At 57.2% G+C, this 16,094-nt stretch carries 12 protein-coding genes; 8 read left to right on the top strand and 4 right to left on the bottom strand.

The annotated features are described in order from the left end of the window. Positions 1–41 precede the first annotated feature (41 nt). Positions 42–1,211, top strand: a complete 1,170-nt coding sequence (locus EQG79_RS10145) for an efflux RND transporter periplasmic adaptor subunit (RefSeq protein ID WP_077922687.1) — start codon at positions 42–44, stop codon at positions 1,209–1,211. A gap of 66 nt (positions 1,212–1,277) precedes the next feature. Beyond that, positions 1,278–4,424 carry an efflux RND transporter permease subunit gene (locus tag EQG79_RS10140; protein WP_077922686.1) on the top strand — a complete coding sequence of 1,049 codons (3,147 nt, stop codon included), beginning with the start codon at positions 1,278–1,280 and terminating at the stop codon, positions 4,422–4,424. A 75-nt stretch (positions 4,425–4,499) separates the two neighbouring features. Here EQG79_RS10140 and EQG79_RS10135 read toward each other — a convergent pair whose 3' ends face one another. After that, on the bottom strand, positions 4,500–5,216 hold the full coding sequence (locus EQG79_RS10135; protein ID WP_129601417.1) for an SGNH/GDSL hydrolase family protein: 717 nt from the start codon (positions 5,214–5,216) through the stop codon (positions 4,500–4,502). 174 nt (positions 5,217–5,390) lie between these two features. Here EQG79_RS10135 and EQG79_RS10130 point away from each other — a divergent pair, with 174 nt between their 5' ends. Further along, positions 5,391–5,993 carry an RNA polymerase sigma factor gene (locus EQG79_RS10130; protein WP_077922684.1) on the top strand — a complete coding sequence of 201 codons (603 nt, stop codon included), beginning with the start codon at positions 5,391–5,393 and terminating at the stop codon, positions 5,991–5,993. Then, a complete protein-coding gene (locus EQG79_RS10125) occupies positions 5,990–7,669 on the top strand; it encodes a hypothetical protein (RefSeq protein ID WP_129601416.1) in 1,680 nt (559 codons plus the stop codon). The genes EQG79_RS10130 and EQG79_RS10125 overlap by 4 nt, the downstream gene beginning before the upstream one ends. A 76-nt stretch (positions 7,670–7,745) precedes the next feature. Here EQG79_RS10125 and EQG79_RS10120 read toward each other — a convergent pair whose 3' ends face one another. The 3 genes from EQG79_RS10120 to EQG79_RS10110 form a co-directional block, all read right to left on the bottom strand. Beyond that, positions 7,746–9,068: a PQQ-dependent sugar dehydrogenase gene (locus EQG79_RS10120; RefSeq protein ID WP_129601415.1), complete on the bottom strand. Its 1,323-nt coding sequence runs from the start codon at positions 9,066–9,068 to the stop codon at positions 7,746–7,748. 215 nt (positions 9,069–9,283) lie between these two features. Continuing rightward, positions 9,284–9,724, bottom strand: coding sequence for a GNAT family N-acetyltransferase (locus EQG79_RS10115; RefSeq protein WP_129601414.1), 441 nt, complete (start codon positions 9,722–9,724; stop codon positions 9,284–9,286). Then, the gene (locus EQG79_RS10110) at positions 9,724–10,671 is read right to left on the bottom strand and encodes a threonine ammonia-lyase (RefSeq protein WP_129601413.1); all 948 of its coding nucleotides are present in this window, start codon (positions 10,669–10,671) and stop codon (positions 9,724–9,726) included. Before EQG79_RS10110 ends, EQG79_RS10115 begins: the two co-directional genes overlap by 1 nt. A 115-nt stretch (positions 10,672–10,786) precedes the next feature. Here EQG79_RS10110 and EQG79_RS10105 point away from each other — a divergent pair, with 115 nt between their 5' ends. From EQG79_RS10105 to EQG79_RS10090, 4 genes are all read left to right on the top strand, one after another. After that, complete coding sequence (locus tag EQG79_RS10105) at positions 10,787–11,728, top strand: sugar phosphate isomerase/epimerase family protein (protein ID WP_129601412.1); 942 nt, start codon at positions 10,787–10,789, stop codon at positions 11,726–11,728. A 60-nt stretch (positions 11,729–11,788) separates the two neighbouring features. Beyond that, positions 11,789–13,387: an aldehyde dehydrogenase (NADP(+)) gene (locus tag EQG79_RS10100; RefSeq protein WP_129601411.1), complete on the top strand. Its 1,599-nt coding sequence runs from the start codon at positions 11,789–11,791 to the stop codon at positions 13,385–13,387. A gap of 506 nt (positions 13,388–13,893) precedes the next feature. Then, positions 13,894–14,745, top strand: a complete 852-nt coding sequence (gene kduI, locus EQG79_RS10095) for a 5-dehydro-4-deoxy-D-glucuronate isomerase (RefSeq protein ID WP_129601410.1) — start codon at positions 13,894–13,896, stop codon at positions 14,743–14,745. Next, positions 14,742–15,935 carry a glycoside hydrolase family 88 protein gene (locus EQG79_RS10090; protein WP_077922676.1) on the top strand — a complete coding sequence of 398 codons (1,194 nt, stop codon included), beginning with the start codon at positions 14,742–14,744 and terminating at the stop codon, positions 15,933–15,935. The genes kduI and EQG79_RS10090 overlap by 4 nt, the downstream gene beginning before the upstream one ends. Positions 15,936–16,094: the final 159 nt, after the last annotated feature.

Below are 16,094 nucleotides of genomic sequence, written 5' to 3'. Positions count from 1 at the left end.
GTGCCGTTAAAATCAAGTTCCTCCCTGCAAAACGTTAGCCTGTGAAAAGATGGATTGCTATCGGCCTCGTCGTCCTGGTACTCGGCGGGATTATCGTGTATAACAAGGTATTACACCCGGCTCCCGGAGCCACATCGGGAGCGCCGGGGGGTGGCGGAGCCGGTGGTGGTAAAGATGGCGGCAAAGGCGGCCCGGGCGGCCCCGGACGAGGCCCTACCCCCGCCGTAAATGGATTCATTGTTGTTGCCCAGAACCTGCGCGAAGATGTGGTATCGAGCGGATCGTTGCTCGCTGCCGAACAGGTTGACATCTACCCCGAACTGTCGGCCCGTATTACCCAGCTCAACATCCGCGAGGGCCAACCCGTAGCCAAAGGTGCCTTACTGGTAAAACTCTTCGACGCTGATCTGCGCGCCCAGCTACAGAAACTACAGGCTCAGGCCGACAACGCCCGGCGTACTGAAGAACGAAACAAGCAGTTACTGGACCGGGGTGGCATCAGCCAGCAGGAGTACGACATCGTAACCACCAACCTGCGGTCGTCGCTGGCCGATATTGAACTGGTCAAAGCCAACCTGCAGCGGACCGAGATTCGGGCGCCTTTTTCGGGCGTGATCGGGTTGCGGAACGTCAGTTCCGGCGCGGTGGTTACGCCCAACACCCTGATTGCCCGTCTCCAGCAGGTATCATCGCTGAAACTTGACTTTTCAATTCCTGAAAAATACGGCTCTGCCGTACGGGTTGGCAGCGCTATTTCGTTTTTAGTAGACGGAGCCAGACAACCCAGCCAGGGCATCGTATATGCCATTGAGCCAGGCGTGGAAGAGCAAACCCGGAACCTGCGTATTAGGGCCCGCGTCAGCAATACCACGCTGGCGTATCGACCAGGAACGTTTGCCCGGGTTACCTTAACCATTCAGAATGAGAAAAGTCTGGTCGTACCAACGCAGGCCATCATCCCGCAAACGCGAACCAACCAGGTTGTGGTTGTGAAAGATGGAAAAGCCCAGTTTAAGGATGTCACGACCGGATTACGCACGGCCGGGGCCATCCAGATTCTGTCGGGTCTGTCGGCGGGCGATACGGTAGCAACGACCGGCTTGTTGTTTTTGAAGCAGGATACGCCGGTTAAGATCGGGCGTGTCATCACCCTGCCTAGTACTAGTTCGGCCAAGACTGCCAATACCGCTCCGAAAGTGGCAACGCGGTAAACCAGACCCTGAACCCAGTGCACCCAATTCAAAACCAGAAGACCAAAACCATAATCTCAACCACAAATGAGTCTTCCTGAACTTAGTCTGAACCGGCCCGTTTTTGCCATGGTGATGTCGATCGTCATTGTGCTGTTCGGCATTATTGGCTTTACGTTTCTCGGCGTTCGGGAATATCCGGCCATTGACCCGCCCGTTATTTCGGTGCGGACCAACTATACCGGTGCCAACCCCGATATCATCGAGTCGCAGATTACCGAGCCGATCGAGAAGTCGCTGAACAGCATCGAAGGCATACGGACCATCTCGTCGAACTCCGCCCTGGGTGCCAGCACCATCACCGTCGAGTTCAACCTGGACGCCGATCTGGAACAGGCCGCTAACGATGTTCGCGACAAAGTGGCCCAGGCGCAGCGTCAGCTTCCTCAGGATATCGACGCTCCCCCGGTCGTGACCAAGGCCGACGCCAACTCCGACCCGATCATTTTCATGACGGTGCAGAGTACGACGCGCAACCCGACGCAGCTGTCCGACTACGCCGAAAACGTACTTCAGGAGCGGCTTCAGACCATTCCCGGGGTGAGCCAGGCCAACATCTACGGCCTCAAGCGCCAGGCGATGCGGCTCTGGATCGACCCTATCAAACTGTCGGCCTATCGACTGACTACCCAGGATATACAGACCGCTCTGAACGCCCAGAACGTTGAGCTGCCCAGCGGTAAAGTATACGGCAACAGCACCGAGCTAACCGTAAAAGCAGTGGGTCGCCTTGTCTCGGAAGATGATTTCAATAACCTCATCCTTCGGCAGACCAGCAATCAGATCATTCGCTTCAAAGACGTGGGTTACGCTACACTCGGGGCCGAAAACGAAGAAACCAGCTCGAAGCAGAACGGCGCTGTCGGCGTTATTCTCGTGCTGATTCCGCAGCCGGGTGCTAACTACGTCAGCATTGCCGATGAGTTTTACAAGCGGTTCGACCAGATCAAGAAAGACCTGCCCGACGATATTATCGTGAGCCTGGGTATTGACCGGTCTACGTTTATCCGGCGCGCGATCGAAGAAGTGGGCGAAACCCTGCTGATCTCGTTCGTCCTGGTCGTTCTGGTCATCTACTTCTTTTTCCGCGACTGGCTGATTGCGTTCCGTCCGCTGATCGACATACCGGTATCACTGATCGGGGCTTTCTTCATCATGTACATGGCCGACTTCAGCATTAACGTACTGACGTTGCTGGCCATCGTTCTGGCCACCGGTCTGGTGGTGGATGACGGTATCGTTGTTACGGAGAACATCTTCAAGAAGATTGAAGATGGTATGGAGACCAAGCAGGCCGCCAAAGAAGGGTCCAACGAGATATTCTTCGCGGTACTGGCCACGTCGATTACGCTGGCCATTGTGTTTCTGCCCATTATCTTCCTGGAAGGGTTCGTGGGTCGGCTTTTCCGCGAGTTCGGCATTGTCGTAGCCGGCGCCGTTCTGATTTCGGCCTTCGTCTCGCTGACCCTCACCCCCGTTCTCAGCGTGAAACTGACCAGCAAGAATCACGGCAAAGATTCCTGGTTCTATAAGAAGACCGAACCTTTCTTCCAGTGGCTCGATCAGTCGTACCGCAGCTCGCTGACGACGTTTATGGGCAAACGGGGCTGGGCCTTCGTCATGATTGGCGCCTGTCTGCTGCTCATCTTCGGGCTGGGTTCTCTCCTGAAGTCGGAGCTGGCTCCGCTGGAAGACCGTAGCCGCACGCGCTTGTCGATTACCTCGCCCGAGGGAACCAGTTTCGAGGCTCAGGCCAACACCACCGACCGGATCATGCAGTTCGTGCTGGATTCGGTGCCGGAAACGAAACTGGCCTTTAGCGTGGTAGCGCCTGGATTCTCAGGCGCCGGGGCCGTCAACAGCTCGTTTGTGATGGTAAACATGGTCGACCCTACCGAGCGGAAACGCTCCCAGCAGGAAATTGTCGATTTCCTCAACAAAGGAACCAAACGGTTTAGCGAGGCCCGCATCTTTGCCACCCAGGATCAGACGATTCAGGTAGGCCGGGGTGGTGGCTTACCGGTGCAGTTCGTTATTCAGAACCTCAACTTCGAGAAACTGCGTGAGAAACTGCCCACGTTCCTCGATGAGGTTCAGAAAGACCCAACGTTCCAGAACTCCGATGTCGATCTGAAGTTTAACAAACCCGAGCTGAACATCAGTATCGACCGCGAAAAAGCGACCAATCTGGGGGTTTCGGTTCAGGATGTGGCGCAAACGCTTCAGCTGGCGCTCAGCAACCGGCGCCTGGCCTACTTCCTGATGAACGGTAAACAGTATCAGGTGATCGGGCAGGTTGACCGCGCTGACCGCGACGCCCCCGTCGATCTGGCTTCGTTCTACGTTCGTACCAATCAGGGTGAGCTGATTCAGCTCGATAACCTCGTTCGGTTCCAGGAAGTCAGCAGTCCCCCGCAGGTATATCACTACAACCGCTTCAAATCGGCGACCGTATCGGCCGGACTCGCCCCCGGCAAAACCGTTGGCGATGGCGTAGCGGCCATGCAGGCCATTGCGGCCCGCACCCTCGACGAGAGCTTCCAGACGGCCCTGTCAGGCCCTTCGCGCGATTATGCCGAGAGCTCGTCCAACACCCTTTTCGCCTTTGCCCTGGCGCTGGTGCTGGTGTATCTGGTACTGGCCGCCCAGTTCGACTCGTTCGTTGATCCGTTTATCATCATGATCACCGTGCCGCTGGCGCTGGCCGGGGCCGTGTTCTCGCTCTGGATGTTTAACCAGACGCTGAATATCTTCAGCCAGATCGGTATCATTATGCTGGTGGGGCTGGTTACCAAGAACGGTATCCTGATTGTTGAGTTCGCGAACGAACAGCGGCTAGTCGGCAAGAACAAGTTTGAGGCTGCCACAGAATCAGCGGCCATGCGTCTGCGGCCCATTCTGATGACAACCCTCGTGGCTGCCTTTGGCGCCTTGCCGCTCGCGCTGGCGCTCGGCTCCGCATCCAAAAGCCGGGTACCGCTCGGGATCGTTATTGTAGGTGGGCTGTTGTTCTCGCTGGTGCTGACCCTGTATGTTGTACCGGTTATTTACACCTATCTCTCGCGCCGGAAAGACGGAACGGGTGCCGACGGCGAAAAGCGGCCGCTACCCCAGCCCGAAGGTCGCCCAACCGGCGATACGACGAAGCCAGAAGAAATGGCCGTACGGCTCTAGTGCCTTCTTCCGATACGAGCAAGGGCGCCGGACTCCACAGTCCGGCGCCCTTGCTCGTACAAACCGTTTACCTGGTTACTGCTTATTACGCCGAAACGTCTGGATGGTAACGATAGCCGGGGCCGACTGGTAAAAATCGAACAGGGCCTGGCCCAGCAGTTCGTGACTGACTGCGTTCAGATGCTCCGGGTCATCAGTCAGAAAGTACTCATCTCCTGTCCCTAGTATCTGGCTTGTATCGAACAGGCTGAACGCAGCCCGACTGGCCTGTTCAACCATCCGGTGTCGCAGCCGCTGGCGCCCCCAGTTGACAAGCCTCTGCTGGTGCGGAAAAGGGGTCAGTAAGACAACCGTATGCCGGTAAGGCTTCAGCAACGTCAGCAACCTGGAAAGCCCCGTCGGTCTGCGACGCAGCCGATTCAGCCCGTCGGACAGTAAATTTCTACCCAACGCCCGAAGCTCACTTTTCCAGCGCGACCGCTTTCGGGAAGCAGGTGGGTATAAGGTTGGCAGACAGGAGGTCGCCTGCCCCGCTTCACCCGGCTCGTCGACGACTGCCCGGCGCATCGATTCGTCGAGCTGGAGTATGATCAGATCATACCGGCCGAGTGGCAGCTGGCTCAGCGCATTCAGCAGTCTGGGCATGGTAAGATGCGCGTAGGCCTCTACCGATATAGAGTCGCCTTTGCCCAAGCGCCCCATCAACCGGATAAACTGGTTTATGTAGCTGAGCTGTCCCGAACGCAGTCCATAGCCGTAGGTGTGTTCATCACCAATCACCAACACATTCATTAGCGCACAATAACAAAGTGAGTAATTTCGTTACCCGCCCGTACGTGATGAGCGGATAAAACGTGGCATCCGGTAAAAAAAAAAGACAAAAATTCAGTACCGTGCAACGCTTCACCGGCCAGGTGCGTATTGCTGTTGATATCCCCCTTGCGTCCACGATAACCTGGTTTGACTTTGTTCTTCAGAAAATCGTCCTCGTTCTCCGATAATGACCTGCTGAGCGTCATTCGGGCCTGTCGCGCCAAAGATCCACGGGCGCAGCGGACGCTCTTTAAACAGTTCTTCGGCTACGCTAAAAGTATCTGCCTGCGCTACACCTCCAGTACGGAAGAAGCCGAAGATGTGCTGAATGAAGGCTTCCTGAAGGCCTTTCAACACCTCGACAATTTCGATGAGACGCTGCCTTTCAAAGCCTGGCTTCGTACAATCATGGTCAATACGGCCATCAGCCATTACCGCAAAAACCAGCGTTTTGACCAGCATTCATCCCTCGAAACCAGCGAACAGGTAGCCTTCGACGACGATGTGGTCGATCAGATGGCCGCCGACGAGATTCTGGCCCTGGTTCAGAAGTTAACCCCCACCCACCGAACCGTGTTTATGATGCACGTAGTAGATGGATACAGCCTGCACGAAATAGCTGGCATACTGAACCAGAACGAAGCTACGGTGCGCTCCAATTTTGCCCGCGCCCGGTACAAACTGCAGGACATGATCCGGCAGGCTTATCCATTCCATGAAAAAAACAATCCGCAGGCTCCTTATACGATCTCATGAGAACTGACCGATTCACCGAACTAATCCGGCGAAAACTGGAAAGTATTCGTCCGGAGTTTCAAGATAAAGACTGGCAGCGCATGCAGGCATCGCTGCAACAGGCCGGCTTATCGGACCCGGGCGGCTCCGGCACCGTTCAGCCCCTGCATGGCGCGGGCTGGTATGCCCGTCCCTGGCTGGTAGCCGCGGCCAGTATCAGCTCTATTGTATTGCTGGCCCTGAGTGTCTGGCAACATGCTGAAATTAATCAGCTTCGGCAGGCGGTTTCGCAACTGCGCCAGTCGCCGACCCCTGCTATCCGGCAGCCGCAACCCGGCTCGGGCCTGCCTGTAGACAAACTGGCGGCTCCCCCTACCGCATCGCAGTCCCAGCCCGCCGACCCCACTGTATCGAAACGTGAGTCTGCCCACTCGTCGGTTCTCTCACGGATCGACACGGTATACATTACCCGTTACGTGCCGGTGCCTGCGCAGCCAGGCACCGAACTGCCCGCCGGCCGAAGCCAGCCGGGTACGGAGCGGTATGCCGGTATTGACCGATCGCGGCCCCAATCGACGCCTTCGCTGCCCCCCGAGTCCCCGTCTGCCGACCCGCTTGCCCGGCAGGAAGTAGGCGGCTCAGAAAATCGACCGACCCCGTCAACCAACGATCAATCTAACCTACCCCCGTATGACCCAACGTCTACACGTACCCTGTTAACCACCAAACGTAAAAACAGCCAGGAACGAGCGTCTGCCCGTCCGTCGGCAAACTCGTCGCCAGCCCAAAACCCTGCCTCTTCAGCCGACGGCTCCGACGGCAGCCGGACCGACCTACCGGGCACGACCGGGGTGGCGGCTACAAACACGGCTGAACCAGGCGGGTCATTAGCCACGAACCAGTCGGCCGAAGGGGATCCAGTGGCTCCCGTCGAGACGGCCTACCAGCCGGTCAATACCCGCCCTCTTACACAGGAACCGGTCGACTGGAATGGGCTCCTCAGCCGTCGGCTCAAGCGTACGCGTCCGGCCATAACCCAGCCAGCGGGACCGGCAGTGGCTCAGGCGCCGGAGAGCCAGCGCATCGATCCAATAGCGGTCAACGTTCGGCTGGGTGTGGGGATGGATCTTCAGCCACAGCTCTTCAGTCTGGGGGCCGTGTCGGAGTTTATCTTCGCCAACCGCTGGGCCCTGAGCCTTGGTTTGGCGCAGTCTACTTACAAAGTAGGTTCCTACGCCAACGACGAAGATTTCAAGTACCGGACGCGCCGTAATTTCCGGTACGAGTACGCTCCCCCGCCGGGTTTTGACCCTAAACGCGAGATCTACAGCATCAGCCTGAAAACCACCCGGTATCAGATTCCATTGCAGATTGGCTATCGGGTACCGCTGAATCAGCACCTGTCGCTGACCCCGGCGCTGGGTACCTATCTAAATCTGACGAGTACAGCTCACGTTTCGTTCAGCTATCCGAAACCCATGTTTGGGGGCTACAATGGCTTCGAGTCCGTCGAGTTCACAAAGAAATTGCCCGTCGATCTGATCAGCTCCTATACGGCCAGCGCCACCCTTGAATGGCAGCAGGGCCACTGGGCAGCGCAAGGGGGGCTGTTGTTAACCAAACCGTTGCAGGCTACTATGAACTGGACCAGCGAACCCGCCTTCGGCGCGCGGCTCCGCCTGTTCTATCAGCTTTGACATACCCCACAAACAGACCGGCCTGTCGACATTAAGTATGTCGACAGGCCGGTCTGTTTGTCTGATGAGCCAGTACCTACTGGCCGGCGGCAACCCGCCAGATGCGGCCGGCGGCATCGTCGGCAACGAGCATCGACCCGTCGGGTAGTACACTAACCCCAACCGGACGGCCATATACATCTTTGTCTTTACCGGCCACGAAACCCGTCAGGAAATCTTCGGGCTTACCCGGCTTCCCATTTTCGAAGGGAACGAATACAACCTTGTAACCCGAAAACTCAGAGCGGTTCCAGGAGCCATGCTGCCCAATGAAAGCGCCGTTGTGATAGCGTTCCGGGAAAGCTTTCTGGTCATAGAATGCCAGTCCCAATGAAGCTGTGTGCGAGCCCAGCGGTACATCGGGAACGACCGTTTTCTCGACCAGGTCGGGCCGTTCGCCTTTCCGGCGGGGGTCTTCGTTGGCGCCGAAGTAACTGTAGGGCCAGCCATAAAAAGCACCGGCTTTTACGCTCGTCAGGTAATCAGGCACCAGATCGTCGCCCAGTTCATCGCGCTCGTTCACGGCCGTAAACAGTACCGGACTGCCGTTGCCCGGCTGCCAGTCCATACCAACCGGGTTCCGCAGACCGCTGGCGTAGATACGCTCCCCTGAGCCGTCTGGGTTGATCTCCAGAATATTGGCCCGCCGAACCTCATGTTCCATCCCGTTTTCACCTACGTTACTACCCGATCCGACGGATATGTAAATCTTCTTGCCATCGGGGCTGGCCAGCAGGTTGCGCGTCCAGTGGTTGTTATAACCGCCGGCGGGTAGCTCCAGTATCTTTTTGCCTTGACCGGTCAGGGTAGTTTGCCCGGCCTTGTACGGGAACATCAGCAGCCCATCGGTATTGGCTACGTAGAATTTGTCGCCCAGCACCAGCATACCAAATGGCTGGTTGAGGCCCGTTACGAACGCCTGACGCAGATCGGGCTTACCATCTTTATTGGTATCGCGCAGGATCGTGATTCGGTTGGGGCTTTCTCCACCGGGCTCGGACTTGTTTTTCCCCGAAACGGCGTTTACGACCTTCGTTTTGATTCCCTTACGCTCCGTCTTCGACTCGGCCACGAAGATGTCGCCATTAGGTGCCACATAGATCCAGCGTGGGCTATCGAAATCACGAGCATATTCTAACACGGTGAAGCCAGCGGGTGCTTTGGGCATCTGGCCTTCCGACCAGCCAACCACGTTGCTGAAATGAGCCGCCGATTTAGTGGCGTACGGCGCCGGAAGTTTCAGGTCCGTGCTGGCCGTGGATACCGTATCGGCCCCGGCAGCCGCGTTTTCTTCTTTTTTCTGACCACAGGCCAGCAGGGCTGAGGCTAACCCCAGCATTAAAATGGGTGTTGTTTTCATTGTTGAGCAAGACGTATTAACGGATGACGAGCCATGTGACAGCATAGGATCAACTAACCAGGGCCCGCAGGCGATCAGTTACCGGCATGTCTGCTACCCGACTCATTCTATAGTAACCATTAATACAGCGGCCCGGTTACGGATTCTGGGTTTTTACCCCCGTTTTCGGCCGGGAATCCTGCGCTGTTCGGCAGATAAGTCAGCCTGTTCCCGTTTCAGGGGTTGAGCGCCGGGTACAGCATCAGCGAAAACTTGTTGTACGGGATTGCACCCTTGTAAAAACCTTCGCCGTAGGGTTCCATACCAAAACGCTGGTAAAAGTCGGCCGCATCGAGTCGCGCGTCGCACCAGAGGGTCTCTGCTCCCAGGCGCCGGGCTTCGGCAATGACGTGGTTCATCAGCTGGGTTCCGATTCCCTGCCGCTGCCGGTCGGGCCGGGTTGCAAATTTGCGAAACCGTGCCCGAACGGGACCGCCCTCGCCGGGTTCGATAAACAACGAAATAACCGCGACCAGCTCATCGGCCAGAAAGGCCCCGTAGTGGTAGCCGTCGGCATCGTTATCGATCTGAACGTACTCGATGGGTTTGTCGGGCCAGAGCACTTCGTGGCGGAGCGGGTAGGTCTGCTCGTAGGCTATGGACTGGATCGTAAGCATCAGAAAGGCAGTTTACCCAGGTCCACATTACCACCGGTCAGGATGATGCCAATTTTCTGGCCTGCAAACCGATCGGGGTGTTTTAGCACGACTGCCAGCGGCACCGCACACGAGGGCTCGATGATGATCTTCATCCGCTCCCAGACCAGCCGCATAGCTGCCACAATCTCCGCGTCGGACACGGTCAGAATCTCCGATACATGCGCACGTATAATGGATAACGTCCGCTCGCTTAGGCTGGTCAGCAACCCATCGGCAATCGTATCGATAAACGGAGCCTTCTCGACCTTTCCGGACTGAAACGACAGCACCGCATCGGCAGCGCCGGCCGGCTCTCCCGCCACAACGCGGCTGCCCGGAGACAGGTAGTGCGTGGCCAGCGCCGTGCCGCTCAGCAACCCGCCCCCGCCCACCGGCGCCATGATCACCTGAAACGGAGTGGTCTGCCCCGCATCTTCGATCAGCTCTTTGGCCGCCGTAGCCTGCCCGGCAATAACCCGATCGTCGTCGAACGGATGCACCAGTACGGCACCGGTACGGGCTATGATATCCCGCACGCCCTGTTCGCGGGCATCGAGCGTTGGCTCACACTCGATTACTTCGGCGCCATAGCCCCGGACCGCGTCTTTTTTGACCTGCGGAGCGTTGCGGGGCATCACGATGTAGGCAGGCAGACCAACCTGTCGGGCCGCGTAGGCAACAGCCTGGGCGTGGTTGCCCGACGAATGGGTGGTGATGGCGGTGCCTTCGCGGTTTTGAGCTACCTGTAGCACCGCGTTTGTGCCCCCACGCGCCTTGAAAGCACCTATTTTCTGGAAATTTTCGCACTTGAAATACAAGTCGGCGCCGGCCCGTTCATTAATGGTCTGGTTGGTCAGCACCGGCGTGCGGTGGATATAGGGTCTGATGCGGTCATGGGCCTCGGCAATCGTCTCGAAGGAAAGCATAGATGGGTATATTGTTCGTAGTTTGACGTTTGAAGTTTGTAGTTTAGCGGCCGAACCTGGTCCTGTAAACTACGAACTACAGACTTCAAACGCTAATCTCCAAACCTGGCCTGTTATGACTACCAATCGCCGTCAATTTATTCAGCAAGCCGCCGGATTCGCAGCCGGAATGGCTTTTCTGCCCGAACTCGTTGCTGGACCCATGAAGAAAAAGATGTTCTTCGAGATCTCGCTGGCCGAATGGTCGCTGCATAAAACCCTCTTCGCCAAGAAAATTACCAACCTCGATTTTCCGGCTATTGCCCGTAAAGAATTCGACATCAGTATTGTTGAGTACGTGAACCAGTTCTTTAAGGACAAGGCTCAGGACAAAACGTATCTCAACGATCTGCTGACGCGCCGCAAAGACAACGGCGTCAGCAATCACCTCATCATGATCGACGGTGAGGGTGGACTGGGCGACCTCGACGCAGCCAAGCGGCAAACGGCGGTCGACAACCACAAAAAATGGGTCGAATGCGCCAAATACCTCGGCTGTAAGACCATCCGAGTCAACGCCCACGGCATTGGCTCAGCGGCCGATGTGATGAAAAGCGCGGTCGATGGACTGGGCAAGCTGGGTGAGTTTGCCAAAACCATGAATATCAACGTCATTGTCGAGAATCACGGCGGCCATTCCTCCAACGGTGAGTGGTTGACCACCGTTATGAAGCAGGTCAACATGAAAAATGTCGGTACGCTGCCCGATTTTGGCAATTTCTGCCTGCGCCGGGCCGATAACGGCACCGAATGGGGGGGCGCCTGCGTTGAAGAATATGACCGCTACAAAGGAACCAAAGAGATGATGCCGTTTGCGAAAGGCGTATCGGCCAAGACCCACGACTTCGATGCGCAGGGCAATGACACCCTGGTCGATTTTGCCCGGATGATGAAGATCGTCAAAGACAGTGGTTTCCGGGGTATTGTGGGTATTGAGTATGAAGGGGCAAACCTCGACGAATACGAAGGCATCCGCAAATCCAAAGCCCTGCTGGAACGCGTCGGGCCACTGGCCTGATCATACTGAATGACCGGTAGCCCAGCCAGCCGGTTCACCCGAATCAGATACAACCAATCCATGATAGCGCAACCGCTTACCACAAACCTCATTGGCCACGAATCCGTCATTGGCGAAGGGGATTCATTCCAGGCCTACGCCCCGGCCCAGGGCGACCTCTTACCCGACGAGTTCACCAACGTGACCGCTGAACAGGCCGACATCGCCGTTCAGAAAGCACAGGCCGCTTTTGCTCCCTACCAGAAACTCAGTCCGCAGCAGCGGGCCGATTTCCTCGACGCCATTGCAGCCGAAATCGAAAACCTGGGCGATGCCCTGATCGAACGGGCTGTGCTGGAAAGCGGCCTGCCCACCGGCCGGATTGCGGGCGAGCGCGGCCGTACCACCGGCCAGCTCCGGCTCTTCGCCAACCTGCTTCGGGAAGGCTCCTGGGTCGACGCCCGCATCAATCCGGCTCTTCCCGACCGGCAACCCCTTCCCCGGCCCGACCTGCGCCGGATGCTGGTGCCGCTCGGACCGGTGGTCGTGTTTGGAGCGAGTAACTTCCCGCTGGCTTTTTCGGTAGCCGGGGGCGATACCGCATCGGCCCTGGCGGCTGGCTGTCCGGTTGTCTGCAAAGCCCACCCGTCGCATCCGGGTACCTCCTCTATGGTAGGGTCAGCTATAGCTACGGCAGCTCAGAAAACCGGTATGCCCGACGGGGTGTTCTCGCTGCTCCATGCCGACAACGAAGTAGCCCAGCGCCTGGTTGCTCACCCTGCCATAAAAGCCGTTGGCTTCACCGGATCGCGCCGGGGCGGTTTAGCTCTTTTGCGGGTAGCTCAGGAACGCCCCGAACCCATTCCGGTCTATGCCGAAATGAGCGCAGTCAACCCGCTAATCGTTCTGCCGGGCTCCATTGCCGAGGACCCCACGAAAGTAGCAGCCGGGCTGGCAGCCTCCGTCACGCTGGGGGTCGGGCAGTTTTGCACCAATCCGGGGCTGGTTTTCATGCTCGACGGTGGAGAAAGCCTGACCAACGCCTTTCTGGAAACCGTAGCTGAGAAAATACGGGCTACTGCGCCCGCAACCATGCTCAACGCCGGTATTCAGCAAGCCTATCAGAAAGGGGTTCAGCAAATTCGGGTGTTGCCCGGCGTTCATCTACTGGCCGAAGCAGAAACGGATGCCGATGAGAGCCGCACCGAAGGCCGGCCTACGGTGCTGACCACCACCGCTCCCCTGTTCATGTCGAATACGGACCTCAGCCACGAGATTTTCGGACCCAGCTCGCTGGTGGTTATTTGCCAGACCGAAGCCGAACTGGCCGATTGCATCGATTCGCTGGAAGGGCAGCTGACAGCAACCTTATACGCTACGCCCGACGAGTTACAGCAGTCGGCGTACGACTGGATCGGCCGGTTACAGGAAAAGGCGGGTCGGGTGCTGTTTGGCGGATTTCCTACCGGCGTAGAGGTCTGCGAAGCCATGACCCATGGAGGCCCCTTTCCGGCCACCAGCGACAGTCGTACGACGTCGGTGGGCACCGCGGCCATTCTGCGCTGGGTCCGTCCGGTCTCGTACCAGAGTTTTCCGGATGCGCTCCTGCCGCCCGCCTTACAAAACGGCAATCCGCTCGGCATCTGGCGGAATGTTGATGGTGTCTTGACCAAAGATTAAACGTCGCCAGTCTGCATTCGCAGCAGGTTTATCTATACCTTATTCCGTCCAAAGTCGCAGCGCCTGTCTACCCAACCAGACAGGCGCTGCGGCTTTTTTATCGGATCCCCAAATAGTATTAAATTTATATAAAGCGCCCTAACGTTCCTTGCCATACCAAAAAAGCGATTAGGCTACTCCGTTTAGCCTGTACCCGTAAAGTGTAATGTTTTCAAAAAATAATTCTTCCCGCAAACGTTTGCGGCAACGTTTGCGGGAAGAATGTTCACTTTCTGGATATGTTGGCTATTGACAAGCTTACCTCAAGCGTATAATTTCCTTGAAAAAGCTAAATGACCTGTACAGTCAACCTTTCTTTTTTGTTAGAAACAACCGCTCTCCACCCAGGCTCATTTATCACTTTTCCAACACAGTACGCCTGCCATATACCTAATTAAGCTTCTTGTAAAGAGACCATTCCAGTCCGTATCTATTCCAGCTAATCTCAAACACGTACTCGTTTTCGCATGATAACAGACACTACCGTAATGCCCATTCTCCACGCGGTTGGCCTGGGTGAAATGCAACATTTCACCACGGAGAAATTGCGCGATCATTTTCTGGTCGAATCCCTGTTCGAGCCCGACAGCATCCAGACGGTATACACTCATTACGATCGGGTGATCGTTGGTGGCGTGCTACCGATCTACGATTCGATCGAGCTTCCTCCCTACGACAATCTTAAAACCTCGTTTTTCCTGGAGCGTCGCGAACTGGGCATCATCAACGTAGGCGGCCCCGGCTCGGTTGTAGTCGATGGTACTTCCTATTCCCTGACGGCGCTCGACGCCTTGTACGTGGGCCAGGGAAGCCGGTCGGTGACGTTCCAGAGCTTTGATGCCGGTGAGCCGGCCCGCTTTTTTCTGATGTCGGCCCCGGCCCATTACGCCCACCCGACGGCTAAACTGGCCAAAGAAGACGCCAGCCCCACCCGGCTCGGGGCCCGGGAAACGGCCAACGAACGGACCATCTACAAATACATCCATGCCGCCGGACTAGCCAGCTGCCAGCTCGTGATGGGCCTTACGGTCCTGGAACCGGGTAGTGTCTGGAACACGATGCCCGCGCACGTACACGACCGGCGTATGGAGGCCTACTGCTATTTCGACCTGCACCCCGACCATCGCGTCTTTCACCTTATGGGTCCGCCCGACCAGACCCGCCATCTCGTCGTGGCCAACCACCAGGCCATTATTTCTCCGCCCTGGTCCATTCACTCGGGTTGCGGCACCTCTTCCTATTCCTTTATCTGGGGTATGGCCGGCGAAAACAAAGACTTCGCCGACATGGACTTCTCACCTATTTCAGCACTACGATGATCAAACGTTCTATTTCTATACTTGGCCTGGTTTTACTGACCCAACTGGCGCCGGCCCAGACGCCCATCGACGTCAAGGGTGCTTTTGCCTTCGCGGCTCAGCAATACGAGGGCATGTTGCAGTCGCATCCCGACACGACCAAGTTTCCGCAGTCGACCAACCCCGACGGCAGCCCGCGCGATATGAAATCGAGCTGGTGGTGCAGCGGTTTCTTCGGCGGATCGCTCTGGTACCTGTTCGAGCAGACCGGCGACCCGAAGTGGAAAGACGCGGCCCACAAATGGACCATGGCCGTTGCCAAAGAGCAGCACAACACCGGCACCCACGATCTGGGCTTCATGCTCTACTGCCCCTTCGGAAACGGGTACCGGCTCACCAAAAATCCGCAGTACCGCACCATCATGCTGACGGGTGCGCAGTCGCTCTCGACCCGGTTCCGGCCCGATTACGGGGTCATCAAATCGTGGAACAGCTTCAAGGATAAGGCCGGCGAAAAGTACGACTATCCCGTCATCATCGATAACATGATGAACCTGGAGTTCCTGTTCTGGGCCGCCCGCGAGTCGGGAGACAAACGACTTCGGGACCTCAGCGTTACCCATGCGAACCAGACCCTGAAAAACCACTTCCGGCCCGATGCCAGCAGCTACCACGTCATCTGCTACGGCGACGGTGGCAAGGTGCTGGCCCGCCGAACCCACCAGGGCTATGCCGACGAGTCGGCCTGGGCGCGGGGCCAGGCCTGGGCGCTGTACGGCTATACGACCATGTACCGCGAAACCAAAGACAAAACGTACCTGCAGCAGGCCCAGCGCATTGCCGACTTTTTCCTGAACCACCCCAACCTGCCCGCCGATAAAATTCCGTATTGGGACTTCAACGCGCCGGGCATCCCGAACGAAGAGCGCGACGCATCGGCCGGCGCTATTGCGTCTTCGGCCCTGCTGGAGCTAAGCACCTATGGCGGCCCCTCGGCCAAAAAATACTACCAGTCGGCGGTGCAGATGCTGGAAAGCCTGTCGGGACCTGCCTACCGGGCTAAAGTGGGCGAGAACAACCATTTTATCCTGAAGCACAGTGTGGGTCACAAACCCGGCAAGAGCGAGATCGACGTGCCGCTGGTCTACGCCGACTACTACTACCTGGAAGCATTGCTGCGCTACGATGCGCTGCGCAAAAAACGCAGTTAACCCCGCCTAACCAGACACGAATCGATACTCATTCAGTAAGCCGCCATACGTTGGTGCCCGCCCGTTTTACGGGTTGGCACCCGCTTATAAACGACTTCTCCCAGCGGCCTGCTCCCGATTAGATTGATTACCCCATTGCCTGTAAACCAATTAACCTGT

The sequence above is a fragment of the Spirosoma sordidisoli genome, from assembly GCF_004138325.1.
Classification (GTDB): Bacteria; Bacteroidota; Bacteroidia; order Cytophagales; family Spirosomataceae; genus Spirosoma; species Spirosoma sordidisoli.
The sequence above is the reverse complement of the archived record's forward strand: the minus strand, read 5'-3'. Positions and strand labels throughout refer to the sequence as shown.

Bases quoted from the DNA above. Each gene is read 5' to 3' on its own strand.
- EQG79_RS10115 (WP_129601414.1), bottom strand. From the start codon at position 9,724: ATGCTTACGATCCAGTCCATAGCCTACGAGCAGACCTACCCGCTCCGC.
- EQG79_RS10100 (WP_129601411.1), top strand. From the start codon at position 11,789: ATGATAGCGCAACCGCTTACCACAAACCTCATTGGCCACGAATCCGTC.
- EQG79_RS10135 (WP_129601417.1), bottom strand. From the start codon at position 5,216: ATGAATGTGTTGGTGATTGGTGATGAACACACCTACGGCTATGGACTG.
- kduI (WP_129601410.1), top strand. From the start codon at position 13,894: ATGATAACAGACACTACCGTAATGCCCATTCTCCACGCGGTTGGCCTG.
- EQG79_RS10110 (WP_129601413.1), bottom strand. From the start codon at position 10,671: ATGCTTTCCTTCGAGACGATTGCCGAGGCCCATGACCGCATCAGACCC.
- EQG79_RS10125 (WP_129601416.1), top strand. From the start codon at position 5,990: ATGAGAACTGACCGATTCACCGAACTAATCCGGCGAAAACTGGAAAGT.
- EQG79_RS10105 (WP_129601412.1), top strand. From the start codon at position 10,787: ATGACTACCAATCGCCGTCAATTTATTCAGCAAGCCGCCGGATTCGCA.
- EQG79_RS10090 (WP_077922676.1), top strand. From the start codon at position 14,742: ATGATCAAACGTTCTATTTCTATACTTGGCCTGGTTTTACTGACCCAA.
- EQG79_RS10140 (WP_077922686.1), top strand. From the start codon at position 1,278: ATGAGTCTTCCTGAACTTAGTCTGAACCGGCCCGTTTTTGCCATGGTG.
- EQG79_RS10120 (WP_129601415.1), bottom strand. From the start codon at position 9,068: ATGAAAACAACACCCATTTTAATGCTGGGGTTAGCCTCAGCCCTGCTG.